Below are 23,357 nucleotides of genomic sequence, written 5' to 3'. Positions count from 1 at the left end.
CGGATTCAATCGTCGTGTAAATCGACCGCCGACAATTTCCAGCCGAAGATCCCGCTGCGACGAAAGACTGCGGCATAACGCGCGCCGCCGTCGTCGCGGCGATACGTGACGACGAATTCGTCGACGCTTCGATAGCCGGCGCTTGTTTGCGGCGATCGGCCGGACGGCGCGCCCGATGCGGCGGACGGCATGCCCGGCGTGGGGGCGGCTTGCGCTGCCGCACCGCTTGCCGCAGGCGACGGACCCAGCGCGGCCGCTGAGTCGCCCGCGCTGCCCGACGGCGTGCTTGCGGCGTTGGAGGCGGCCACGGTTGGACTTGCCGCTTGATCGCCGGGCCGATTCAATCCGGGGAGCCGTTGTCCGGGCCGCGCACGCGGCGGCACGCCGCTCATCAGCATGGCGACGCCTTCAGGTGTCGCATAGGCATCGACGAGCGGGCCAACAAGCGCCGACCCGATCATCGCGCCGATGATCGCGAGCGGGTTGTCGCGCGTCCGCGCGTCGATGCGCCGCATCAATTCATCGGTCAATTGCTGCTTCAGGCTGATTCGCAGCGCGGGGAAATCGACATACGCGCTGATCGCCTGCGCGTCGCGCGCGTCGATCGCCTGCTTCATCTGCCTGAGCGCGAGATAGGGCGATGCGTACGCATACACGACCAAGCCCGCGGCGACAATCAGCGCCGCGATGATCGACGCCGGTTTCAGGAAGCGCCCTCGCGGGCGCGCAGTGGAATTCAAAGGGCCTCTCCGACGAAAGGAACGGACCAGGGGCTTCGTCATTCGCGTGAACAGGCCCTAGCAGGCTGCTGAAAGCCCCTCGCCTTGACCACGAGATCGCTGCGTAAAAGGATGTCGTATGCGATGGGTCGCAACGCTGCTGACGGATCGTCGTGGCTGGACCGCTCGCGAGCGGTCCGGCCACGGTGCATTGCCGTATGACGGCCGCGCTTGGGCAGCCAGCCGCAGCGGCCTCAACGGGTGATCGACCGGCACAAGATCTTCCAGCTTTACCGTCGTGAACTGCGGTTCTTGCATCTCGTCCGTTCCACGCGTCGGCTCACCTGCTCGAGGTCGTGAACACGATATCTCTAACGCACCGCTCTGTGGGCCCGCTTGCACCGTTCCCAATTTCAACAGCCTGCTAGGCCATCACAGGCCTTGTTGCGTCAGCGAACGTTCCTCGGCGATGCATCGATCGATCATTCGGCAGATCGCGTCGACCGTGCCGACCATGATGAATCGCGACGGCCCATGATAGACGCGAACCGGGGCGCGCCTCGCGGGCTCCGCATGATGGAGCGAACCGTTCAGCGATACGCGCGCGAACGCCGGAAGCGCAGACGGCAGCAGCGACGGCTGCGCGTTGGCGTTGTCGCGAGCATGAGCGGCGACGAGCGGTGTGCACGGCGTACGCCCGCGCAGATGGCGCAGACGGCCGAATTGGCGGAAGGGCAGCAGGCGGGCGAGGCGTTCCATAGGGTTCTCCAGATCCAGTCGAATGGCGGATAGACGGGCGGGGCCGCGGCTGGCCGAAAGGCGATCAGAACTCACCCGGGCGGATCAGCCCGACGGCGATGCCTTCTAGCGCGAATTCCGCGCTGCCGGCCTTCACGAAGATGTTCTCGTAGTCGGGATTCTCGGCGATCAGCTCGACGCCGCCCGGCCGGCGCTTCAGGCGCTTGACCGTGACGTCGTCGCCGAGCCGCGCGACGATGATCTGGCCGTCCTTCGCCTCGGCGCGCTTCTGCACGGCGAGCAGATCGCCGTCGAGGATGCCGGCGTCGCGCATCGACAGGCCGCGTACCTTCAGCAGGTAATCCGGCTTGCTCGAGAAGAGCGCCGGGTCGCACGCGTAGTGCTGCGAGATATGTTCCTGCGCGAGGATCGGGCTGCCCGCCGCCACACGGCCGACGAGCGGCAGCGACAACTGCATCAGCGCCGCATGCGGCAGCGTCAGCTGATGCGGCGCGTCGTCGAGGCCGAGCAGACGGATGCCGCGAGACGCGCCCGCCGCCAGTTCGATCACGCCCTTGCGCGCGAGCGCCCGCAGGTGCTCCTCGGCCGCGTTCGGCGAGCTGAAGCCCAGCTCGGCGGCGATTTCCGCGCGCGTCGGAGGAAAGCCCGAGCGCTCGATCGCGCGACGAATCAAGTCGAACACTTGCTGCTGGCGGGCGGTGAGTTTGATCATGGCATGACTGTATGGATAGACAGTGAGCTGTATTTTTATACAGTGTCGCGGGAAATTCAAGCGTTACTTGAGGTTCCGCGCTATCGCGGCGATTCCGTCGCGATCCGGCCGCGTCGAAGCGGCGCTTCGGGCGCGATAGCCGAGATCCGGGCGCGCCTTACCACTTTTGAGTATTAAAAAATGAGGAACGATTATTTTTAATGATGAAACCTGTTCGTTAGACTGGCCCGACATCGCAAACAAATCGCAAGAAACCGTAACGAACGACCCACGCATTTGGAGAACAACGGATGGTCAAGCGCAACACGGGGCCGGCAGGCGGGGCGCGCCGTCTCATCGCATCATTCGCGCTCGGCGCGGCGGCGGTGCTTGGCGCCCTCACGCCGGCGCTCGCGGACACGACGTTGCTGAACGCCTCATACGATCCGACGCGCGAGCTCTACCAGGACGTCAATCAGGCGTTCGGCAAGGAGTGGAAGGCGAAGACGGGCGAGACGGTGAACTTCAAGCAGTCGCACGGCGGCTCGGGCGCGCAGGCGCGCTCGGTGCTCGACGGGCTGCAGGCGGACGTGGTCACGCTCGCGCTCGCGTACGACATCGACGCGCTCGCGAACAAGGGCCTCATCAACAAGGATTGGCAGAAGCGCTTGCCGGACAACGCGTCGCCGTACACGTCGACGATCGTGTTTCTCGTGAGGAAGGGCAATCCGAAGGCCATCAAGGATTGGGACGATCTCGCGAAGCCGGGCGTGTCGATCGTCACGCCGAACCCGAAGACCTCGGGCGGCGCGCGCTGGAACTACCTCGCCGCGTGGGCGTATGCGCAACACAAGCCGGGCGGCAGCGTGCAGACGGCGAGGGATTTCGTCACGAAGCTGTACAAGAACGCGGGCGTGCTCGATTCGGGCGCGCGCGGCGCGACGACGAGCTTCGTGCAGCGCGGCATCGGCGACGTGCTGATCGCGTGGGAAAACGAGGCGTTCCTGTCGATCAAGGAATTCGGCGCCGACAAGTTCGAGATCGTCGTGCCGTCGGCGAGCATTCTCGCGGAGCCGCCCGTGGCGGTCGTCGACAAGGTCGTCGACAAGAAGGGCACGCGCAGGCTCGCCGACGCGTACCTGAATTTCCTGTACAGCCGGCAAGGGCAGGAGATCGCCGCGCGCAACTACTACCGGCCGCGCTCGAAGGACGTGCCGGCGGCGCTCACGAAGCAGTTCCCGAAGCTCAAGCTGTACACGGTCGACGACACGTTCGGCGGCTGGACCCAAGCGCAGAAGACGCATTTCGCCGACGGCGGCGTGTTCGATTCGATCTACCAGCCGCAGTGAGCGCGCGCGTGTGCGGCGCGCCGCACGCGCGCGCCGTTTCGCGACAACACGATATCGGGTTCGGCGGACGCGCGTTGCAGCGCGTCCGCCGAGCCGTTGAACCCATGTGCATCACCCTGGAAGAGCATTCCGCATGACGACGTTCACCTTCCGCAAGCCGAGCGCGCTGCCCGGATTCGGCGTGACGCTCGGCATCACGCTGGCCTATCTGAGCCTCGTGGTGCTGATCCCGCTCGCCGCCACCTTTCTGAAGACGGCCACGCTCACGTGGGACCAGTTCGTCGCCGCGACGACGTCGCCGCGCGTGCTCGCGTCGTACCGGCTCACGTTTGCGGCCGCGCTGGGCGGCGCGCTCGTGAACGCGGTGTTCGGCTTTCTCGTCGCGTGGGTGCTCGTGCGCTACACGTTCCCGCTCAAGCGGCTCGTCGACGCGATCGTCGATTTGCCGTTCGCGCTGCCGACGTCGGTCGCGGGCATTTCGCTCGCGGCCGTGTACGCGCAGAACGGCTGGATCGGCAGCCGTCTCGCGCCGCTCGGCATCAAGATCGCGTTCACGCCGCTCGGCGTGCTCGTCGCGCTCACGTTCATCGGCCTGCCGTTCGTCGTGCGCACCGTGCAGCCCGTTCTCGAGGATTTCGAGCGCGAGCAGGAGGAGGCGGCCGCGTGCCTCGGCGCGTCGCGCTGGCTCACGTTCCGCCGCGTCGTGCTGCCCGCCGTGACGCCTGCGCTGCTCACGGGCTTCGCGCTCGCGTTCGCGCGCGCGCTCGGCGAATACGGCTCGGTGATCTTCATCGCCGGCAACGTGCCGATGAAGTCGGAAATCACGTCGCTGCTCATCATCACGAAGCTCGAGCAGTACGACTACGCAGGCGCGACCGCGCTCGCCGTCGTGATGCTCGTCGTGTCGTTCGCGATGCTGCTCCTCATCAACACGCTGCAGTGGTACCTACAGCGCCGCACGAGCCGCGGCGCGAGCGGCCCGGCGCCGGCCGCGCACGCAGCGGCGGCGCTCGGAGGCACGCAATGAGCCGCGATACCGTTCGATCCGTCGCGGCAGCCGCTCATGCCGACGCCGGCCGCGATTTCAGCCGTGAATCCGGCCGTGAATCCGTCCGTGAGGTGCGTCGCGCCGCCGGCGCTCCGGCGCGAGCGCGCCGTCTCGATCCCGTGAGCGAGCCGCGCGCGGTGCGCTGGCTGCTCACGGGCGCGGCGCTCGCGTTCCTTGCGCTCTTTCTCGTCGTGCCGCTCGCCGCGGTGTTTTTCGAGGCGCTGCGCAAGGGCGTCGATTTCTATCTCGAATCGCTCGCCGATCCGGACGCGTGGTCGGCGATCAAGCTCACGCTGACCGTCGCCGCGATCGCGGTGCCGCTCAATCTGGTGTTCGGCGTGTGCGCTTCGTGGGCGATCGCGAAGTTCGAGTTCAAGGGCAAAGCGCTGCTGACGACGCTCATCGACCTGCCGTTCTCGGTGTCGCCCGTGATCTCGGGCCTCGTGTACGTGCTGCTGTTCGGCGCGCAGGGCTGGCTCGGCCCGTGGCTGCAGGCGCACGACGTGCAGATCATCTTCGCCGTGCCGGGCATCGTGCTCGCGACGATCTTCGTCACGTTCCCGTTCGTCGCGCGCGAGCTGATTCCGCTCATGCAGGCGCAAGGCTCCGACGAGGAGGAAGCGGCGCGCGTGCTCGGCGCATCCGGCTGGCAGATCTTCAGGCGCGTCACGTTGCCGAACGTGAAGTGGGGCCTGCTGTACGGCGTGATTCTCTGCAACGCGCGCGCGATGGGCGAGTTCGGCGCGGTGTCGGTCGTGTCGGGGCACATCCGCGGCCAGACCGACACGATGCCGCTGCACGTCGAGATTCTCTACAACGAGTACAACTTCGCGGCCGCGTTCGCGGTGGCGTCGGTGCTCGCGCTGCTCGCGCTCGTCACGCTCGCGCTCAAGCTCTTCGCCGAGCGGCGGCTGTCCGCCGAACTCGCGCACGGCCGCGACGACGCGCCCGCCGCCGCCGCGCACCCGGGCGCGGCCGTCACTTCGTCGATTTCGTAAAGAGGCAAACCAGATGGGCATCACCGTTCGTAATCTGCACAAGCGCTTCGGCGATTTCACCGCGCTCGACGACGTCACGCTCGATTTTCCGGCGGGCGAGCTCGTCGCGCTCCTCGGGCCGTCCGGGTGCGGCAAGACGACGCTGCTGCGCGTGATCGCGGGCCTCGAGCACGCGGATTCGGGGCAGGTCGTGCTGCAGGGGCTCGACGTCGCGTCGGTCGGCGCGCGCGAGCGGCAGGTCGGCTTCGTGTTCCAGCACTACGCGCTGTTCCGGCACATGACGGTGTTCGAGAACGTCGCGTTCGGGTTGCGCGTGAAGCCGCGCCGCGAGCGGCCGGGCGAAGCCGCGATCCGCGCGAAGGTGCACGAGCTGCTGTCGCTCGTGCAGCTCGACTGGCTCGCGCAGCGCTATCCGTCCGAGCTGTCGGGCGGCCAGCGGCAGCGGATCGCGCTCGCGCGCGCGCTCGCCGTCGAGCCGAAGGTGCTGCTGCTCGACGAGCCGTTCGGCGCGCTCGACGCGAAGGTGCGCAAGGAACTGCGCGGCTGGCTGCGCCGGCTGCACGACGATCTGCACATCTCGACGATCTTCGTCACGCACGACCAGGAGGAGGCGCTCGAGGTGGCCGACCGGATCGTCGTGCTCGATCACGGCCGCGTCGAGCAGGTCGGCAGCCCGCAGGATGTCTACGATCATCCGCGCAGCGCGTTCGTCTATGAGTTCCTCGGCGCGGCGAACCGGCTCGACGGCACCGTGAGCGGCCAGGGCTTCGTCGCGCACGGCGCGGCGCAGGCGATCGCCGTCGACGCGGATTTCGCGGGCCCGGCGCGCGCGTACGTGCGCCCGCACGATCTGGAGCTCGCCGCGCCGCACGCGCGCGCGGACGGCATCGCGGCCGACGTGCGGCGCGTCGTGCCGCTCGGCGGCTCGGTGCGCGTCGAGCTTGCCGCGCGCTCGGGCGGCGTGCTCGAGGCGGAGCTCGATCGCAACGCGTGGCGCGCGCTCGCGCTCGACGTCGGCGACGCGCTGACCGTCGTGCCGCGCGCGGTGCGCGTGTTTCCGGCGCGCTGACGGCGCTCCGGCGAGCGGCGCGCGCATGCGGATTTCACAGACCAACAAAGACATCGCCTGAGAGGCTACCCATGAATTTCCAACAGTTGCGCTTCGTGCGCGAAGCGGTGCGGCAGAACATGAACCTGACGGAAGTCGCGAACGTGCTGTACACGTCGCAGTCGGGCGTGTCGAAGCAGATCAAGGATCTGGAGGACGAACTCGGCGTCGACATCTTCATTCGCCGGGGCAAGCGCCTCACGGGGCTGACCGAGCCCGGCAAGGCGGTCCATCAACTGATCGAGCGGATGCTGCTCGACGCGGAGAACCTGCGCCGCGTCGCGCGCCAGTTCGCGGACCAGGACAGCGGCCACCTCGTCGTCGCGACGACGCACACGCAGGCGCGCTACGCGCTGCCGAAGGTGATCCGCCAGTTCACGGAGGTCTATCCGAAGGTGCATCTCGCGCTGCGCCAGGGCAGCCCGCAGCAGATCGCGCAGATGATCCTGAACGGCGAGGCGGATCTCGGCATCTCGACCGAGGCGCTCGACCGCTATCCGGACATCGTCACGTTTCCGTGCTATTCGTGGCATCACGTCGTCGTCGTGCCGAAGGGGCATCCGCTCGTCGGCCGCGAGAGCGTGACGCTCGACGACATCGCCGAATATCCGATCATCACGTACGACCAGGACTTCACCGGCCGCTCGCACATCGACCAGGCGTTCGCGGATGCGGGCGCGGTGCCGGACGTCGTGCTCACGGCGATCGACGCGGACGTGATCAAGACCTACGTCGAGCTCGGGATGGGGATCGGCGTCGTCGCCGCGATGGCGTATGACGCGCAGCGGGACACGGGGCTCGTCGCGCTCGACACGCAGCATCTGTTCGAGGCGAGCACGACGCGCGTCGGCCTGCGTCGCGGCGCGTTCCTGCGCGCGTATGCGTACCGGCTGATCGAGATGTTCGCGCCGCATCTGTCCGAAGGCGAGATCGCCGGGCAATTGCGGGAAGCGGCCTGACCGGGCCGGGGTGTGAGTCGGGTATGAGTCGAGCGTGAGCGACGGCGCGGTTCGGTTCGGCCTTCGCGCTTTTCGCCGCCACGCGCCGCCGTTCGATTTCGTGCCGCCGCGCCTGTCGTTTGCCTTTCCGCCGGGGCTCCGCACAAACCCTTAATTGCCCGAATCGGCGTTGCGTAATGCGAAGAAAAAGCTGACGATAGGCGCTCCCGATATCAAGAAAAAGGACCGGGATGCGCAGTTTGCGCGACCTACCGGACGCAGGCAGTCTCTTCCGACGTATTCCCTTCGTGGCGCAGATGTTTGACACGCCTTGCCGGTTTGGTCTTCGCAAACGTTTGCTCGTCGTGAAAACGACACTCGATCCGTCCGGGACCACAACCACTGCCAGGAGAGTCGCATGGATGTCAGCCTCCGCCGCCGCGTGCTAGCCGCCGCGGCCGTTTGCGTCGCCGTCGCCGCCGCCGGACCGTTCTCGATCGCGCGCGCCGAGACCGCGCACAAGCCGAAGGTCGCCCTCGTGATGAAGTCGCTCGCCAACGAGTTCTTCCTCACGATGGAGAACGGCGCGAAGGAATACCAGAAACACAACGCGAGCCAGTTCGATCTCGTCACGAACGGCATCAAGGACGAAACGGACACCGCGAGCCAGATCCGCATCGTCGAGCAGATGATCGTGTCGAAGGTCGACGCGATCGTGCTCGCGCCCGCGGATTCGAAGGCGCTCGTGCCCGTCGTCAAGAAAGCCGTCGACGCGGGGATCATCGTCGTCAACATCGACAATCGGCTCGATCCGGACGTGCTCAAGTCGAAGAACCTGAACGTGCCGTTCGTCGGCCCGGACAACCGCAAGGGCGCGCGGATGGTCGGCGACTATCTCGCGAAGCGGCTGAAGGCGGGCGATCAGGTCGGCATCGTCGAGGGCGTGCCGACGACCACCAACGCGCAGCAGCGCACCGCAGGCTTTCAGGACGCGATGAAGGCGGTGGGCGCGAAGGTCGTGTCGGTCCAGTCGGGCGAATGGGAGATCGACAAGGGCAACGCGGTCGCCTCCGCGATGCTCAATGAATACCCGAACCTGAAGGCGCTCCTCTGCGGCAACGACAACATGGCGATCGGCGCCGTGTCCGCGGTGCGCGCGGCGGGCCGTCAGGGCAAGGTGTACGTCGTCGGCTACGACAACATCAACGCGATCAAGCCGATGCTCAAGGACGGCCGCGTGCTCGCGACGGCCGACCAGTACGCGGCGAAGCAGGCCGTGTTCGGCATCGACACGGCGCTCAAGGCGCTCGCCGAGCATCGCAAGCAGGCCGACATGACGGGGGTCGTCGCGACGCCTGTCGATCTCGTGACGAAGCCGTAACCCGGCGCGGCGGCGCGCGGCGCGCCGCTCAAGAACGCCGCGTGGCGGCCGATATCAGGTCAGAGCGTGACCTCGGCCGCCTCGCGCCCTCGTCCGCGCGGCTCGCGCGGATCGCGACAACCGCATTTCACCAGGATCGCGATGGATTCGACCGACCCAGATTCGACGCCCGGTACGTCGACCATGCCGGCTGCGCCGACGCTCGTCGTGACGGGCATCGGCAAGACCTACGCCGAGCCCGTGCTCGCCGACGTGTCGCTCACGCTCTATCCGGGCGAGGCGCTCGCGCTGACGGGCGAGAACGGCGCGGGCAAGAGCACGCTGTCGAAGATCGTCGCCGGGCTCGTCGCGCCGACGACGGGCGCGATGCGGCTGGCGGGCGCGGAGTATGCGCCGCAAAGCCGCGCGCACGCGGAGGCGCTCGGCGTGCGGATGGTGATGCAGGAGCTCAACCTCGTGCCGACGCTCACCGTCGCCGAGAACCTGTTTCTCGACCGCCTGCCGCACCGGTTCGGCGTGATCGACCGCAGGCGGCTCGCGGCCGACGCGCGCACGGCGATGGCGCGCGTCGGGCTCGATTCGCTCGATCCCGACACGCCCGTCGGCGCGCTCGGAATCGGCCATCAGCAGATGGTCGAGATCGCGCGCAGCCTCGCGGGCGACTGCCGCGTGCTGATCCTCGACGAGCCGACCGCGATGCTGACCGCGCGCGAGGTCGAGCTGCTGTTCGACCAGATCGCGCGGCTGAAGGCCGACGGCGTCGCGCTCGTCTACATCTCGCACCGGCTCGAGGAGCTCGCGCGGGTCGCGCAGCGGGTGGCGGTGTTGCGCGACGGCCGGCTCGTGCACGTCGACCGGATCGACGCGCAGCCGATCGATCGGCTCGTCGCGCTGATGGCCGGGCGCGAGATCGCCGAGCAGGCGGTGCACGGCACGCGCACGCCGGGCGCGCCTCGCCTGAAGGTGGAGCGGCTCTCGCGCGGCGGCGCGGTGCGCGACGTGTCGTTCGACGTGCGCTCGGGCGAGATCTTCGGCGTTTCCGGGCTGATCGGCGCGGGGCGCACCGAGTTGCTGCGGCTCGTCTACGGCGCGGACATGGCGGACGGCGGCACCGTGTCGGTCGGCGATCCGCCGCGGCCCGCGGCGATCCGCTCGCCCGCCGACGCGGTGCGCCACGGCATCGCGCTCGTCAGCGAAGACCGCAAGGGCGAGGGGCTGCTGCTGTCGCAGTCGATCGCGGCGAACCTGTCGCTCGGGCAGCTTGCGCGCGTCGCGCGCGGCGGGGTCGTCGACGGCGAGCGGGAAAACGCGCTCGCCGCCCGGCAGATCGACGCGCTGCGCATCCGCGCGCGCGGCCCCGCGCAGCCGGTGTCGGAGCTGTCGGGCGGCAATCAGCAGAAGGTCGCGATCGGCCGCTGGCTCGGCCGCGACATGGGCGTGCTGCTGTTCGACGAGCCGACCCGCGGGATCGATGTCGGCGCGAAGTTCGACATCTATGCGCTGCTCGACGCGCTCGCGCGCGAGGGCCGCGCGATCGTCGTCGTGTCGAGCGACCTGCGCGAGCTGATGCTGATCTGCGACCGGATCGGCGTGATGTCGGCGGGGCGGATGCATGCCGTGTTCGAGCGCGGCGCGTGGACGCAGGACGCGCTCCTCGCCGCCGCGTTCGCCGGCTACGCGCGCCGCGATGCGGCGTTGCACCCGCCCGGCGGCGCGCGAACCGCCGCGTAGCGGGCCGCGCTCGACGCGGCTCGGAAGCCGGCGCACGGGCTCACTCCATATCGACGCAGCAACACACAGGATTTTCACGATGAACGACCGATCCATCGACCGAAACGCCGATGCCCCGTCCGGGCAGCCGGGGGCCGTCGCGGCGAAGCCGGCTGGCGTGCGGCTCGGCCTGTCGAACTACGTCGGGCTCGCGCTCGCGCTGATCGCGCTGATCGCGCTTTTCTCGACGCTCAGCTCGCATTTCCTCACGTACGACACGTTCAGCACGATCGCGAACCAGATTCCGGACCTCGTGGTGCTGTCGGTCGGCATGACCTTCGTGCTCATCATCGCGGGGATCGACCTGTCGGTCGGCTCGGTGCTCGCGCTCGCGGCGTCGGTCGTGAGCGTCGCCGCGCTGCGCTGGCAGTGGCCGCCGCTCGCCGCCGCGCTCATCGGCGTCGCGGCCGCCGCCGCGACGGGCACGCTCACGGGCGCGGTGACGGTCGGCTGGCGGATTCCGTCGTTCATCGTGTCGCTCGGCGTGCTCGAGGCGGCGCGCGGCGTCGCGTATCAATTGACGAATTCGCGCACCGCCTACATCGGCGATGCGTTCGACTTCCTGTCGAACCCGATCGCGCTCGGCATCTCGCCCGCGTTCCTGATCGCGGTGGCGGTGATGATCGTCGCGCAGTTCGTGCTCGCGCGCACCGTGTTCGGCCGCTACCTCGTCGGCATCGGCACGAACGAGGAAGCGGTGCGACTGGCCGGGGTTAACCCGCGGCCGTATAAAATCATCGTTTTCGCGCTGATGGGCGCGCTCGGCGGGCTCGCCGCGCTGTTCCAGATCTCCCGGCTCGAAGCCGCCGATCCGAACGCGGGCGCGGGCCTCGAGCTGCAGGTGATCGCGGCCGTCGTGATCGGCGGCACGAGCTTGATGGGCGGTCGCGGCTCGGTCGTCAGCACGTTCTTCGGCGTGTTGATCATCTCGGTGCTCGCGGCGGGGCTCGCGCAGATCGGCGCGAACGAACCGACCAAGCGCATCATCACCGGCGCCGTGATCGTCGTGGCCGTCGTGCTCGACACGTATCGCAGCCGGCGCGCGCGGGGATAGCAAAGAACAACGAACCAGAGAGAAACGGAATGGCGACGATCAAGGATGTGGCGGCCATCGCCGGCGTATCGTTCACGACGGTATCGCACGTGGTCAACAACTCGCGGCCCGTGTCGGCTGACGTGCGTGCCAAGGTGGAGCGGGCGATCCGCGAGCTCAACTACGTGCCGTCGGCCGTCGCGCGCTCGCTGAAGGCGCGCTCGACGGCCACCATCGGCCTCGTGGTGCCGAACAGCACGAACCCGTACTTCGCCGAGCTCGCGCGCGGCATCGAAGACCAGTGCGCGCTGTCCGGCTACTGCGTGTTCCTGTGCAACTCGGACGACGATCCCGAGAAGCAGCGCAACTACCTGCGCGTGCTGCAGGAAAAGCGCATCGACGGGCTCATCATCGCGTCCGCGGGCGACGACGCGGTGCTCGCGCAGACGCTCGCCGACACGCGCGAGCCGCTCGTCGTGGTCGACCGGAACATCGAGGGGCTCGCGGCCGATCTCGTGCAGATCGACCATGAGCGCGGCGCGTATCTGGCCACGCGCCATCTGCTCGAACTCGGCCACGCGAAGATCGGCTGCATCACGGGCGCGGTGTCGACCGCCGTGAGCGCGATGCGCGTGCACGGCTTCATTCGCGCGATGGCCGAGCGCGGGATCGACATCGTGCCGGGCGCGATCGCCGAAAGCGACTTCTCGTGCATGGGCGGCTATCACGCGGCCGTGCGCCTGTTCGATAGCGTGCGCCCGAGCGCGATCTTCGCCGGCAACGATCTGATGGGGCTCGGCGCGCTGCGCGCGGCCGCCGAGCGCGGCATCCGCGTGCCCGCCGACTGCTCGATCATCGGCTTCGACGACATCGAGCTGTCGCGCTACACGTATCCGGCGCTGTCGACGGTCGGCCAATCGGTGCGCGCGCTGGGCGAGATGGCCGCGCAGACGCTGATCGAGCGGATCGGCGGCGGTGCGTCGGGCGCGCCGCAGCGGCGGCGCGTCGTGTCGCCGCGCCTCGTGCTGCGCGAATCGACGACCGTCTATGTGGAGCCGGCCGACGCCGGATATCGCGGATGACGGCCGCCGTCGAACGCGCCGCCGGGCGGGCCGCGCCCGTGCGCACCGGCAAGGTGATGGTGGTCGGCAGCCTGAACATGGACCTCGTCGTGCGCTCGCCGCGGCTGCCGCAGCCGGGCGAGACGCTCGCCGGGCGCTCGTTCGCGCAGGCGGCGGGCGGCAAGGGCGGCAATCAGGCGGTCGCGGCCGCGCGGCTCGGCGCGCAGGTCGCGATGCTCGGGCGCGTCGGCTCGGATGCGCACGGCGCCGCGCTGCGCGCGGGGCTCGTCGCCGAGGGGATCGACTGCGGCGCGCTGTCGGTGAGCACGACGGCGACGACGGGCGTCGCGCTCATCGTCGTCGACGACGCGAGCCAGAACGCGATCGTGATCGTCGCGGGCAGCAACGGCGAGGTGACGCCCGAAGCGATCGCCGAGCACGACGCGGCGATCGCCGCGGCCGACGTGCTGATCTGCCAACTCGAAACGCCCGGCGACGCGGTCCGCGCGGCGCTCGCGGCCGGCCGCCGTCTCGGCAAGACGGTCGTGCTGAATCCGGCGCCCGCCGTCGGGCCGCTGCCTGCCGACTGGCTGCCGCTCGTCGACTATCTGATCCCGAATGAAATCGAGGCCGCCGCGCTGACCGGCTCGCCGGTGCGCGATCCGGCGAGCGCCGAGGCCGCCGCGCGCGCGCTCGCGGCGGCGGGCGCGCGCAACGTGATCGTCACGCTGGGCGGCCAGGGCGCGGTCGCGCTGACGGCGGACGGCGTCGCGCGCCATTACCCGGCGCCGCGCGTCACGCCCGTGGACACGACGGCCGCCGGCGACACGTTCATCGGCGGCTTCGCCGCACGGCTCGCCGCGGGCGACACGCCGCACGACGCGATCCGGTTCGCGCAGCGCGCGGCCGCGCTGTCGGTCACGCGCGCGGGCGCGCAGCCGTCGATTCCGACGCTCGCCGAGCTCGACGCGTTCGCGCCGGACCCGGCGTGACGCGCGCCACGTCGCGCCGGGTTTCGTAAGTAAATAGAAAGAAAATATCGAATCCGGCGGTCGTGGCGAACAAGATTTTCTTTGCGCGGGCGGCTGCCCGGATCAAGTCTTCCTGTCGAAAGCCGTAAACAAGCATGGCCGTGCAAACGTTTCGCCGTCGCGGAACGGGCCGCCTTCGTCGTCTTTGCGACGCATCACAGGAAGAACCATGCTGCTGAAGAACCTCTCGATCAGGACACGCCTCGCCGTCACGATGACGCTCCTTTCCGTTCTGCTGTGCGTCGTCGGCGCACTGGGCCTCTTCGGCATGAGCCGGGCCAACGATGCGAACGAGCAAACGTCGTCGAACCAGTTGCCGAGCACGATCGACGTCGCGAGCGCCGAGCTGTTCGCCGCGCGCGAGCGCCTCGTGCTCGACCGCGCGGCGCTTCTCGCGGGCACGCCGGACGCCGCGCCGACGATCGAGCGCGCGCGCCACATGCGCGGGGTCTCCGATTCGTGGTGGAAAAAGTACCTCGACTTGCCGCGCAACGGGCAGGAGGATCGCCTCGCGCAGGACGTCGCGGCGAAACGGCAGGTCCTGCAGCGCGAGCTCGACGGATTCGTCGAGCTCATCAACGCGAACGATCGCGACAGGATCATCGAATCCGCGAAGCGGATGCAGAACGTGTTCAACGATTTCGCGCTCGCGAGCGAGGCGCTGCGCGCGTTTCAGCTCAAGCAGGCGAGCGTCAATTTCAGCGATGCGCAAAGCGTATATGGGGCGAGCCGAATCGCCAGCATCGCGGCGCTCGTGCTTGGCCTCGCGATCTCGCTCTATTGCTTCCTGAGCCTGCGCGCGGCGATCGCGCGGCCGCTCGCCGACGCGCTCGGCCACTTCGACGCGATCGCCGCGGGCGAATTGCGCCGGCCGATCGTCGTCGCGCGGCGCGACGAGATGGGGCTGCTGCTCGAAGGGCTCGCGAAGATGCAGGCGAGCCTTGCGGACACCGTGCGCTCGGTGCGCGTCGGCAGCGAATCGATCGCGACGGCGGCCAGGCAGATCGCGGCGGGCAACATCGACCTGTCCTCGCGCACCGAACAGCAGGCGGCGGCGCTCGAGGAGACGGCCTCGAGCATGGAGGAACTGACGGGCACGGTGCAGCGCAACGCGGACAACGCGCGCCAGGCGAGCGCGCTGGCCGCGAGCGCATCGGAGATCGCGAACAAGGGCAATGCCGTGGTCGGCCAGGTGGTCGGCACGATGGGCGACATCAACCAGAGCTCCGCGAAGATCGCCGACATCATCACGATCATCGAGGGAATCGCGTTCCAGACCAACATTCTCGCGCTGAACGCGGCCGTCGAGGCGGCGCGCGCGGGCGAGGAAGGGCGCGGCTTCGCGGTCGTCGCGGGCGAGGTGCGCAGCCTCGCGCAGCGTTCGTCGACGGCCGCCAAGGAGATCAAGGAACTGATCGATACGTCGGTCGAGCGCGTGCGCACGGGCTCGTCGCTCGTCGACGACGCGGGGCGCACGATGAGCGAGGTGATCGGCGCGGTGCAACGCGTGACCGACATCATGGGCGAGATCGCGGCGGCGTCTGACGAACAGAGCACCGGCATCGACCAGGTATCGCGCGCCGTGTCGCAGATGGACGAAGTCACGCAGCAGAACGCGGCGCTCGTCGAGGAGGCCGCGGCGGCCGCGCAATCGCTCGACGAGCAGGCCGCGCGGCTGCGCGAGACCGTTTCGGTATTCCGCGTCGATGACGGTGACGCGCGCGAGGTCGCGCCGCGTGCGCCAGCGCGGCCTGCGGCCGGCGTCGCGCACCGGGCGGGGCGCGACGCCGCGCCGACGCAGGCCGCTGCGCCTTGCGGCGCGGCGGCCGCCGTCGCAAAGGGCAAGGCGCCTGCGAGGCCCGCGCGTTGCGAATCGGCCGTGAAGGCTGAATCGGCCGCATCTGCGCCGGCGCCCGCCGCCGCCCCGGCAGCCAAGCCCAAGCCGGCGCCTGCGGCGCCGCGCGCGGTGCCGGCTGCTGCGGCGTCCGCCGCAAGCGACGACGATTGGGAGACCTTCTGATATGAACGGGAAAACACATCGGACAACGATCTATCCCCAATTTGATTGAACGACGACGCCCGCTGCCCGCGGGCGTTTTTGCATCGCAATCGGTCGGTCGCAGGTCCGTCTCGCAGGTGGCAGCGGGAGCGCAATGCGTGAAGAGGGAGGCATCGGTATCTCGATATTCGCTGCAGAAAGACGCGCGTCGTTGCAGCCGACGTGTCCCGAACAGGCATGTCCCGGACGGGCATGTCCCGGACGGCAAATCCCTCGCTGCGCGCATTGTCATTGCGCCCGTCATCGGCGCATTCACCGGCATCGCGCGCGACCGATCTCGCCACGGGGCCGCGATGCCGCCGATGCGCGTGCGCCGCCTGCAATCGCCCGCATGGACGTCAGGGACGTCGCGCCGTCGCACGCACCGCAAAAAATTTGTAACGGCGCGTTCTCGCTGTCGTCGCAATCGATGCGTCGTGCGTATATGGAAAGAAGCGGGGAAGGGAGCGGCGAGCGCCGGAACGTCAACCGACGAGCCGATTCGCTGCCGGAGTGGAGAGCGCCGATGCAGCGTTGACGCGAAGCGGGAGAACCATTCTAGAGCAGCGCAAAGTGCTTTCCAAGCAGCGTTTTCCGCAATGTTGAAAACCGCTGCAAGGCCGTTGAAGTAGTTCGTGAAAAAAAAAGTAAATGGGTTTAGGATGAAATCGAACGGTCCTGCTTCGACACGATCTATACGAAGGCAAGATCGTCTTCAGACTCAGGCGAGGAGGTAGCATGGATATTTACAGCAGCTTCGCGAACCGCTTCGAAAAAACGCGAGAAGAAGAGTTCTCGCTGGAGGAGTATCTCGCGCTCTGCAAGAACGATCCATCGGCGTACGCCGCGGCGGGTGAACGCATGCTGGCGGCCATCGGGGAACCGGAACAGATCGACACGCGCAACGATCCGCGCCTGTCGCGGATTTTCGCGAACAAGGTCATCAAGGTGTACCCTGCGTTCCGCGAGTTCTACGGGATGGAAGAGGTGATCGAGCAGGTGGTCGCCTACTTCCGCCATGCGGCGCAGGGGCTCGAGGAGAAGAAGCAGATTCTCTACCTGCTCGGTCCGGTGGGCGGCGGCAAGTCGTCGATCGCCGAGCGCCTGAAGCAACTGATGGAGCGCGTGCCGTTCTATGCGCTCAAGGGCTCGCCCGTCAACGAGTCGCCGCTCGGCCTGTTCGACTACGACGAAGACGGTCCGATCCTCGAAGAGCAATACGGCATTCCGCGCCGCTACCTGAAGAGCATTCTGAGCCCGTGGGCGGTCAAGCGCCTGCACGAATACAACGGCGACATCCGGCGCTTTCGCGTCGTGCGCCGCTTCCCGTCGATCCTGCGGCAGATCGGCATCGCGAAGACCGAGCCCGGCGACGAGAACAATCAGGACATCTCGTCGCTCGTCGGCAAGGTCGACATCCGCAAGCTCGAGCAATACGCGCAGGACGACGCCGACGCGTACAGCTACTCGGGCGGCTTGTGCCTCGCGAACCAGGGCCTGCTCGAGTTCGTCGAAATGTTCAAGGCGCCGATCAAGGTGCTGCACCCGCTCCTCACCGCGACGCAGGAAGGCAACTTCAAAGGCACGGAAGGCTTCGGCGCGATCCCGTTCGACGGCATCATCCTCGCGCACTCGAACGAGTCCGAATGGAAGGCGTTCCGCAACAACCGCAACAATGAGGCGCTGCTCGACCGGATCTTCGTCGTCAAGGTGCCGTACTGCCTGCGCGTGTCGGAAGAGATCAAGATCTACGAGAAGCTGATTCGCAACTCGTCGCTCGCTGAGGCCGTGTGCGCGCCCGGCACGCTGAAGATGATGGCGCAGCTCTCGGTGCTCACGCGCCTGCACGAGCCGGAGAACTCGAGCCTCTTTTCGAAGATGCAGGTGTATGACGGCGAGAATCTGAAGGACACCGATCCGAAGGCGAAGTCGTATCAGGAGTATCGAGATTACGCGGGCGTCGACGAGGGGATGACGGGCGTGTCCACGCGCTTCGCGTTCAAGATCCTGTCGCGCGTGTTCAATTTCGATTCGACCGAAGTGGCGGCGAACCCGGTGCACCTGATGTACGTGCTCGAACAGCAGATCGAGCGCGAGCAGTTCCCGCCGGAAACCGAGCAGAAGTACTTGTCGTTCGTAAAGGACCTGCTCGCATCGCGCTATGCGGAGTTCATCGGCAAGGAGATCCAGACCGCGTACCTCGAATCGTATTCGGAATACGGTCAGAACATCTTCGATCGCTACGTCACGTACGCGGACTTCTGGATCCAGGATCAGGAATTCCGCGATCACGACACGGGCGAGAGCTTCGATCGCGCGGCGCTCAACGCCGAGCTCGAGAAGATCGAGAAGCCGGCGGGCATCAGCAATCCGAAGGATTTCCGCAACGAGATCGTGAATTTCGTGTTGCGCGCGCGGGCGGCCAACGGTGGAAAGAACCCGGCATGGGTCAGCTATGAGAAGCTGCGCGTCGTGATCGAAAAGAAGATGTTCTCGAACACGGAGGAATTGTTGCCGGTCATTTCGTTCAACGCGAAGGGCTCGGCGGAGGAACAGCGCAAGCACGAAGACTTTGTGAACCGGATGGTCGCGAAGGGCTATACGCCCAAGCAGGTGCGGCTCCTGTGCGACTGGTATCTGCGCGTGCGCAAGTCGTCATGACGCGTGCGACGCGACGCCCGCGCGGCCGCGCGCGGGCACCTTGAGAGACGCCGCCCGCATCGCGGCAGCCCCGCGTGCGCGGCGTGCGTCCCGGCGTATCGACATTCGAGCGGGAGACCGGGCGTGCTTCATCAAATCATCGACCGCAGACTGGCCGGCAAGAACAAGAGCATTGCAAATCGCGAGCGCTTCCTGCGCCGCGTCAAGAACTACATTCGTCGTGCAGTGTCCGACGCGGTGCGCGATCGCAGCATCAAGGACATCCAGAGCACGCAGAGCATCACGATTCCCCGCAAGGACATCGCGGAGCCGACGTTCCGGCACGGGCCGGGCGGCAAGCGCGAACTCGTGCATCCGGGCAACGCCGACTACGTGCGCGGCGACAAGATCCCGCGTCCGCCAGGCGGCGCCGGGGGCGGAGGCAGCCAGGCGAGCAACGAAGGCGAGAGTCAGGACGACTTCGTGTTCGAGCTGTCCCGCGAGGAATTCATGCAGTACTTCTTCGACGATCTCGAACTGCCGCGCCTCGTCAAGACCCATCTGCTGACCGTGCCGAGCTGGAAGAACGTTCGCGCGGGCTGGGCGGCGGAGGGCACGCCGAACAACATCGACGTCGTGCGTTCGCTCAGAAGCGCCCTCGGCCGTCGCATCGCGCTCGGCTCGCCGCTCGTCAACGAACTGCGCGAGCTCGAGGAAAAGCTCGCCGCGCTGAAGGAGGAGCAGGGCGATCACCGCGTCGAGATCGCGCAGCTCGAGGATGCGATCCACCATCTGAAGGGCCGCATCTGGCGCATTCCGTTCATCGATCCGTTCGACCTGCGCTACGTGAATCGCGTGAAGCTGCCGCAGCCGTCGAGCCAGGCGGTGATGTTCTGTCTGATGGACGTGTCGGGATCGATGGACGAGCAGCGCAAGGATCTCGCGAAGCGCTTCTTCATCCTGCTGTACCTGTTCCTGAAGCGCAACTACGAGCGGATCGAAGTCGTGTTCATCCGCCATCACACGCGCGCGGAGGAAGTCGACGAGGACACGTTCTTCCATTCGACCGAAAGCGGCGGCACGGTCGTGTCGAGCGCGCTCGAGCTGATGCGCAAGGTGATGGACGAGCGCTATTCGCCGACCGAATGGAACATCTACGGCGCGCAGGCGTCCGACGGCGACAACTGGACCGACGATTCGCCGAAGTGCCGCAAGATCCTCGACGAGGACATCCTGACGAAGGTGCGCTACTTCGCGTACATCCAGGTGACGCCCGAGGAGCAGAACCTGTGGCTCGAATACGCGCAACTGGCGTTGTCGCAGCCGCATCTCGCGATGAAGAAAGTGGAATCGGCCGCCGACATTTACCCCGTGTTCCGGGAACTCTTTGAAAAGCACGTGGAAACCTGATGACGACACGCCACTTGCACAACGAAGCGCGCGGCTACGAGCCGCGGCGCAAGAGCGACGAAGCGTCGGGGCCCGCCGCGCGCGAGCGCGGGGCATCGCCCGAGGCGGCGGCGCAGCACCCAGAAGCGCCCGCGAGCGGGCTCAAGGAAGCGCGTATGAACGTTGCCGACCGCAAACCGTTGCCGTGTCCGTCCGATTGGACTTTCGAGCTGATCGAGGAGTACGACACCCACATCTCGCAGGTCGCGGAGCAGTACGAGCTCGACATCTATCCGATCCAGCTCGAGCTGATCAGCGCCGAGCAGATGATGGACGCGTACGCATCGGTCGGGATGCCCGTCAACTACCGTCACTGGTCGTTCGGCAAGCACTTCCTCGCGACCGAGAAGAGCTACCGCCGCGGGCAGATGGGGCTCGCGTACGAGATCGTCATCAACTCGAATCCGTGCATCGCGTACCTGATGGAAGAGAACACGATGACGATGCAGGCGCTCGTCATCGCGCACGCGGCATACGGACACAACTCGTTCTTCAAGGGCAACTACCTGTTCCGGCTCTGGACCGACGCGCACGCGATCATCGATTACCTCGTCTATGCGAAGAACTACGTCGCGGAATGCGAGGAGCGCTACGGGCTCGATCGCGTCGAGGAACTGCTCGACTCGTGCCACGCGCTGATGAACTACGGCGTGGACCGCTACAAGCGGCCGCAGAAGCCGTCGCTCGCGAAGGAATCCGAGCTCAGACGGGAGCGCGAGGCGTATCTGCAGTCGCAGGTCAACGAGCTGTGGCGCACGCTGCCCGCGCGGAAGCCGGAGTTCGCCGACGAGGAGCAGGAGGATCGCTATCCGCCGGAGCCGCAGGAAAACCTGCTGTATTTCGCGGAGAAGAACGCGCCGTTCCTCGAGCCGTGGGAGCGCGAGGTGATCCGGATCGTGCGCAAGATCGGCCAGTACTTCTATCCGCAGCGGCAGACGCAGGTGATGAACGAAGGCTGGGCGACGTTCTGGCACTACACGCTGCTCAACACGATGTACAACCAGGGCAAGCTCGCGGACGGCTTCATGATGGAGTTCCTCCATTCGCACAGCAACGTGATCTACCAGCCGCCCGTGACGAAGCCGTACTACAGCGGGATCAATCCGTACGCGCTCGGCTTCTCGATGATGAGCGACATCCGCCGGATCTGCGAGGCGCCGACCGACGAGGACTACAAGTGGTTCCCCGAGCTCGCGGGCAGCCCGTGGCTGCCGGCGCTCCACTACGCGATGCGCAACTTCAAGGACGAGAGCTTCATCGCGCAGTACCTGTCGCCGCACCTGATCCGAGAGATGCGCCTGTTCTCCGTGCTCGACGACGACATGCGCGACGCGCTCGAAGTGTCGGCGATTCACGACGATTCCGGCTACCAGTACGTGCGGCAGGCGCTGTCCCGGCAGTACGACATCCATCACCGCGAGCCGAACATTCAGGTGTGGTCGGTCAACACGCGCGGCGACCGCAGTCTCACGCTGCGTCACTTCATGACCGACAACCGGCATCTGTCGAACGATAGCGAAGAGGTGCTCAAGCACATGGCGCGGCTCTGGCAGTTCGACGTGTTTCTCGAGAGCGTCGACGAGACAGGCACGGTCCGCAAGCGCTACGAGTGCCGCTACGCGGCGCCGGAAATCCGGCTCTGACTGGCGGTGGGGCGCGCCGCTCGGGCGCGCCCGCGCCGACTCGATCGGCCCGCCCGGCCGTGGATGCCGCCTCGACGCCGAAGTCGACGATGGCCATGTTCGCGCGCCCGCGTCGCGCGTTCCGCCCGCCGCTTGCGCGGTGCGCCGCCTTGCGCGAAACGCGAGCCCGACGGCACGCGTTTTCGTTGGATGAGCGGCCGGTCGGAAATTATTTTTCGACATCGGGGCGATCCCGGGCATCCAGAGACATTACATTTCGCTAAAATCGCCGCCACGCCGAGGTGGAACCGGTGTCACCGCGTGCGTTGAACAAGAAGGCGGCAGTTGTCGTCTCCGCCAGGCCATCCAGAGAACTTCAAGGAACAGACCATCCATGAATGACCAGACCGCCGTTGCCGCCGTCGCGCGGCAAGACGTCCGGCGTCGCGTGCTCGCGATCGTCGGCGCTTCGTCGGGCAACCTCGTCGAGTGGTTCGACTTCTATATCTATTCGTTCTGCGCGCTGTACTTCGCGCCGGCGTTCTTCCCGAGCGGCAACACGACCACGCAGCTTCTCAACACCGCGGGCGTGTTCGCCGCGGGCTTCCTGATGCGTCCGATCGGCGGCTGGCTGTTCGGCCGGATCGCCGACAAGCACGGCCGCCGCGCCGCGATGATGATCTCGGTGCTGATGATGTGCGGCGGCTCGCTCGTGATCGCGGTGCTGCCGACGTACGCGCAGATCGGCGCGTTCGCGCCGTTGCTGCTGCTCGTCGCGCGGCTGTTCCAGGGCCTGTCGGTGGGCGGCGAGTACGGCACGAGCGCGACGTACATGAGCGAGGTCGCGCTCAAGGGCCGCCGCGGCTTCTTCGCATCGTTCCAGTACGTGACGCTGATCGGCGGCCAGCTCTGCGCGCTCCTCGTGCTCGTGATCCTGCAGCAGACGCTTTCGACCGCCGAGCTGAAGGCGTGGGGCTGGCGGATTCCGTTCGTCGTCGGCGCGGCGGCCGCGCTGATCTCGCTGTATCTGCGCAAGTCGCTCGACGAGACGTCGACGAGCGAATCGCGCAAGGCGAAGGACGCCGGCACGATCCGCGGCGTGTGGCAGCACAAGGGCGCGTTCCTGACCGTCATCGGCTTCACGGCCGGCGGCTCGCTGATCTTCTACACGTTCACCACGTACATGCAGAAGTACCTCGTCAACACGGCGGGCATGCACGCGAAGACCGCGAGCAACGTGATGACGGCCGCGCTCTTCGTCTACATGCTGATGCAGCCCGTGTTCGGCGCGCTGTCGGACAAGATCGGCCGCCGGATGTCGATGATCCTGTTCGGCACGGGCGCCGTGATCGGCACGGTGCCGCTGATGAATGCGCTCGGCGGCGTGACGAGCCCGTTCGCGGCGTTCGGCCTCATCGTCGTCGCGCTCGCGATCGTCAGCTTCTACACGTCGATCAGCGGCCTCATCAAGGCCGAGATGTTCCCGCCCGAGGTGCGCGCGATGGGCGTCGGCCTGTCGTACGCGGTCGCGAATGCGATCTTCGGGGGCTCGGCTGAATACGTCGCGCTGTGGTTCAAGTCGGTCGGCAGCGAATCGAGCTTCTACTGGTATGTGACCGTGCTGTGCGCGATCTCGCTTTTCGTGTCGTGGCGGATGCGCGATCCGAGCAAGGACGGCTACCTGCGCAACGAGCCCTGAGTGCGGCCCGGCCGCGCGGCGGG

At 67.2% G+C, this 23,357-nt stretch carries 19 protein-coding genes; 16 read left to right on the top strand and 3 right to left on the bottom strand.

The window, feature by feature from the left end; all coding sequences use genetic code 11:
* Nucleotides 1–5: 5 nt before the first annotated feature.
* The 3 genes from BTH_RS24860 to lexA form a co-directional block, all read right to left on the bottom strand.
* Nucleotides 6–740, bottom strand: coding sequence for a DUF2939 domain-containing protein (locus tag BTH_RS24860; protein ID WP_009891325.1), 735 nt, complete (start codon nt 738–740; stop codon nt 6–8).
* A 411-nt stretch (nt 741–1,151) separates the two neighbouring features.
* The gene (locus tag BTH_RS24855; RefSeq protein ID WP_009891324.1) at nt 1,152–1,478 is read right to left on the bottom strand and encodes a hypothetical protein; all 327 of its coding nucleotides are present in this window, start codon (nt 1,476–1,478) and stop codon (nt 1,152–1,154) included.
* 64 nt (nt 1,479–1,542) lie between these two features.
* On the bottom strand, nt 1,543–2,190 hold the full coding sequence (lexA, locus tag BTH_RS24850; RefSeq protein WP_009891323.1) for a transcriptional repressor LexA: 648 nt from the start codon (nt 2,188–2,190) through the stop codon (nt 1,543–1,545).
* A 3-nt stretch (nt 2,191–2,193) separates the two neighbouring features.
* Between lexA and BTH_RS35770 the strand changes: the two genes are divergently transcribed.
* The 16 genes from BTH_RS35770 (at nt 2,194) to BTH_RS24770 (ending at nt 23,334) form a co-directional block, all read left to right on the top strand.
* Nucleotides 2,194–2,367 carry a hypothetical protein gene (locus BTH_RS35770; RefSeq protein WP_009905607.1) on the top strand — a complete coding sequence of 58 codons (174 nt, stop codon included), beginning with the start codon at nt 2,194–2,196 and terminating at the stop codon, nt 2,365–2,367.
* A 113-nt stretch (nt 2,368–2,480) separates the two neighbouring features.
* Nucleotides 2,481–3,518, top strand: a complete 1,038-nt coding sequence (locus tag BTH_RS24845) for a sulfate ABC transporter substrate-binding protein (protein ID WP_009891321.1) — start codon at nt 2,481–2,483, stop codon at nt 3,516–3,518.
* Nucleotides 3,519–3,651: 133 nt separating this feature from the next.
* The gene (cysT, locus tag BTH_RS24840; protein ID WP_009891318.1) at nt 3,652–4,545 is read left to right on the top strand and encodes a sulfate ABC transporter permease subunit CysT; all 894 of its coding nucleotides are present in this window, start codon (nt 3,652–3,654) and stop codon (nt 4,543–4,545) included.
* A complete protein-coding gene (cysW, locus tag BTH_RS24835; protein ID WP_011402389.1) occupies nt 4,542–5,564 on the top strand; it encodes a sulfate ABC transporter permease subunit CysW in 1,023 nt (340 codons plus the stop codon). The genes cysT and cysW overlap by 4 nt, the downstream gene beginning before the upstream one ends.
* Before the next feature lie 13 nt (nt 5,565–5,577).
* Nucleotides 5,578–6,633, top strand: coding sequence for a sulfate/molybdate ABC transporter ATP-binding protein (locus tag BTH_RS24830; protein ID WP_009891312.1), 1,056 nt, complete (start codon nt 5,578–5,580; stop codon nt 6,631–6,633).
* 71 nt (nt 6,634–6,704) lie between these two features.
* Nucleotides 6,705–7,631, top strand: coding sequence for a CysB family HTH-type transcriptional regulator (locus tag BTH_RS24825; protein WP_009891308.1), 927 nt, complete (start codon nt 6,705–6,707; stop codon nt 7,629–7,631).
* A 397-nt stretch (nt 7,632–8,028) separates the two neighbouring features.
* Nucleotides 8,029–8,991 (top strand): sugar ABC transporter substrate-binding protein, encoded by a 963-nt coding sequence (locus BTH_RS24815; RefSeq protein WP_009891306.1) that lies wholly within the window; start codon nt 8,029–8,031, stop codon nt 8,989–8,991.
* Between the two features lie 141 nt (nt 8,992–9,132).
* Complete coding sequence (locus BTH_RS24810) at nt 9,133–10,722, top strand: sugar ABC transporter ATP-binding protein (protein WP_025369403.1); 1,590 nt, start codon at nt 9,133–9,135, stop codon at nt 10,720–10,722.
* 79 nt (nt 10,723–10,801) lie between these two features.
* The gene (locus BTH_RS24805) at nt 10,802–11,815 is read left to right on the top strand and encodes an ABC transporter permease (protein WP_009891304.1); all 1,014 of its coding nucleotides are present in this window, start codon (nt 10,802–10,804) and stop codon (nt 11,813–11,815) included.
* A gap of 29 nt (nt 11,816–11,844) precedes the next feature.
* Nucleotides 11,845–12,876, top strand: coding sequence for a LacI family DNA-binding transcriptional regulator (locus BTH_RS24800; protein ID WP_009891299.1), 1,032 nt, complete (start codon nt 11,845–11,847; stop codon nt 12,874–12,876).
* Complete coding sequence (gene rbsK, locus BTH_RS24795) at nt 12,873–13,847, top strand: ribokinase (RefSeq protein ID WP_009891298.1); 975 nt, start codon at nt 12,873–12,875, stop codon at nt 13,845–13,847. Before BTH_RS24800 ends, rbsK begins: the two co-directional genes overlap by 4 nt.
* A gap of 208 nt (nt 13,848–14,055) precedes the next feature.
* Nucleotides 14,056–15,906, top strand: coding sequence for a methyl-accepting chemotaxis protein (locus BTH_RS24790; protein ID WP_009891296.1), 1,851 nt, complete (start codon nt 14,056–14,058; stop codon nt 15,904–15,906).
* A gap of 756 nt (nt 15,907–16,662) precedes the next feature.
* Complete coding sequence (locus BTH_RS24785) at nt 16,663–18,585, top strand: PrkA family serine protein kinase (protein ID WP_009891294.1); 1,923 nt, start codon at nt 16,663–16,665, stop codon at nt 18,583–18,585.
* 123 nt (nt 18,586–18,708) lie between these two features.
* On the top strand, nt 18,709–19,974 hold the full coding sequence (locus BTH_RS24780) for a YeaH/YhbH family protein (protein WP_009891292.1): 1,266 nt from the start codon (nt 18,709–18,711) through the stop codon (nt 19,972–19,974).
* Nucleotides 19,974–21,656 carry a SpoVR family protein gene (locus BTH_RS24775; RefSeq protein ID WP_009909581.1) on the top strand — a complete coding sequence of 561 codons (1,683 nt, stop codon included), beginning with the start codon at nt 19,974–19,976 and terminating at the stop codon, nt 21,654–21,656. The genes BTH_RS24780 and BTH_RS24775 overlap by 1 nt, the downstream gene beginning before the upstream one ends.
* A gap of 373 nt (nt 21,657–22,029) precedes the next feature.
* Entirely contained in the window at nt 22,030–23,334 is a 1,305-nt protein-coding gene (locus BTH_RS24770) for an MFS family transporter (protein WP_009891286.1), read from the top strand.
* Nucleotides 23,335–23,357: the final 23 nt, after the last annotated feature.

The organism is Burkholderia thailandensis E264, assembly GCF_000012365.1.
In the GTDB taxonomy this organism is placed as follows: Bacteria; Pseudomonadota; Gammaproteobacteria; order Burkholderiales; family Burkholderiaceae; genus Burkholderia; species Burkholderia thailandensis.
Note: the sequence above shows the minus strand (reverse complement) of the source record. Positions and strands in the feature narration are given on the sequence as shown.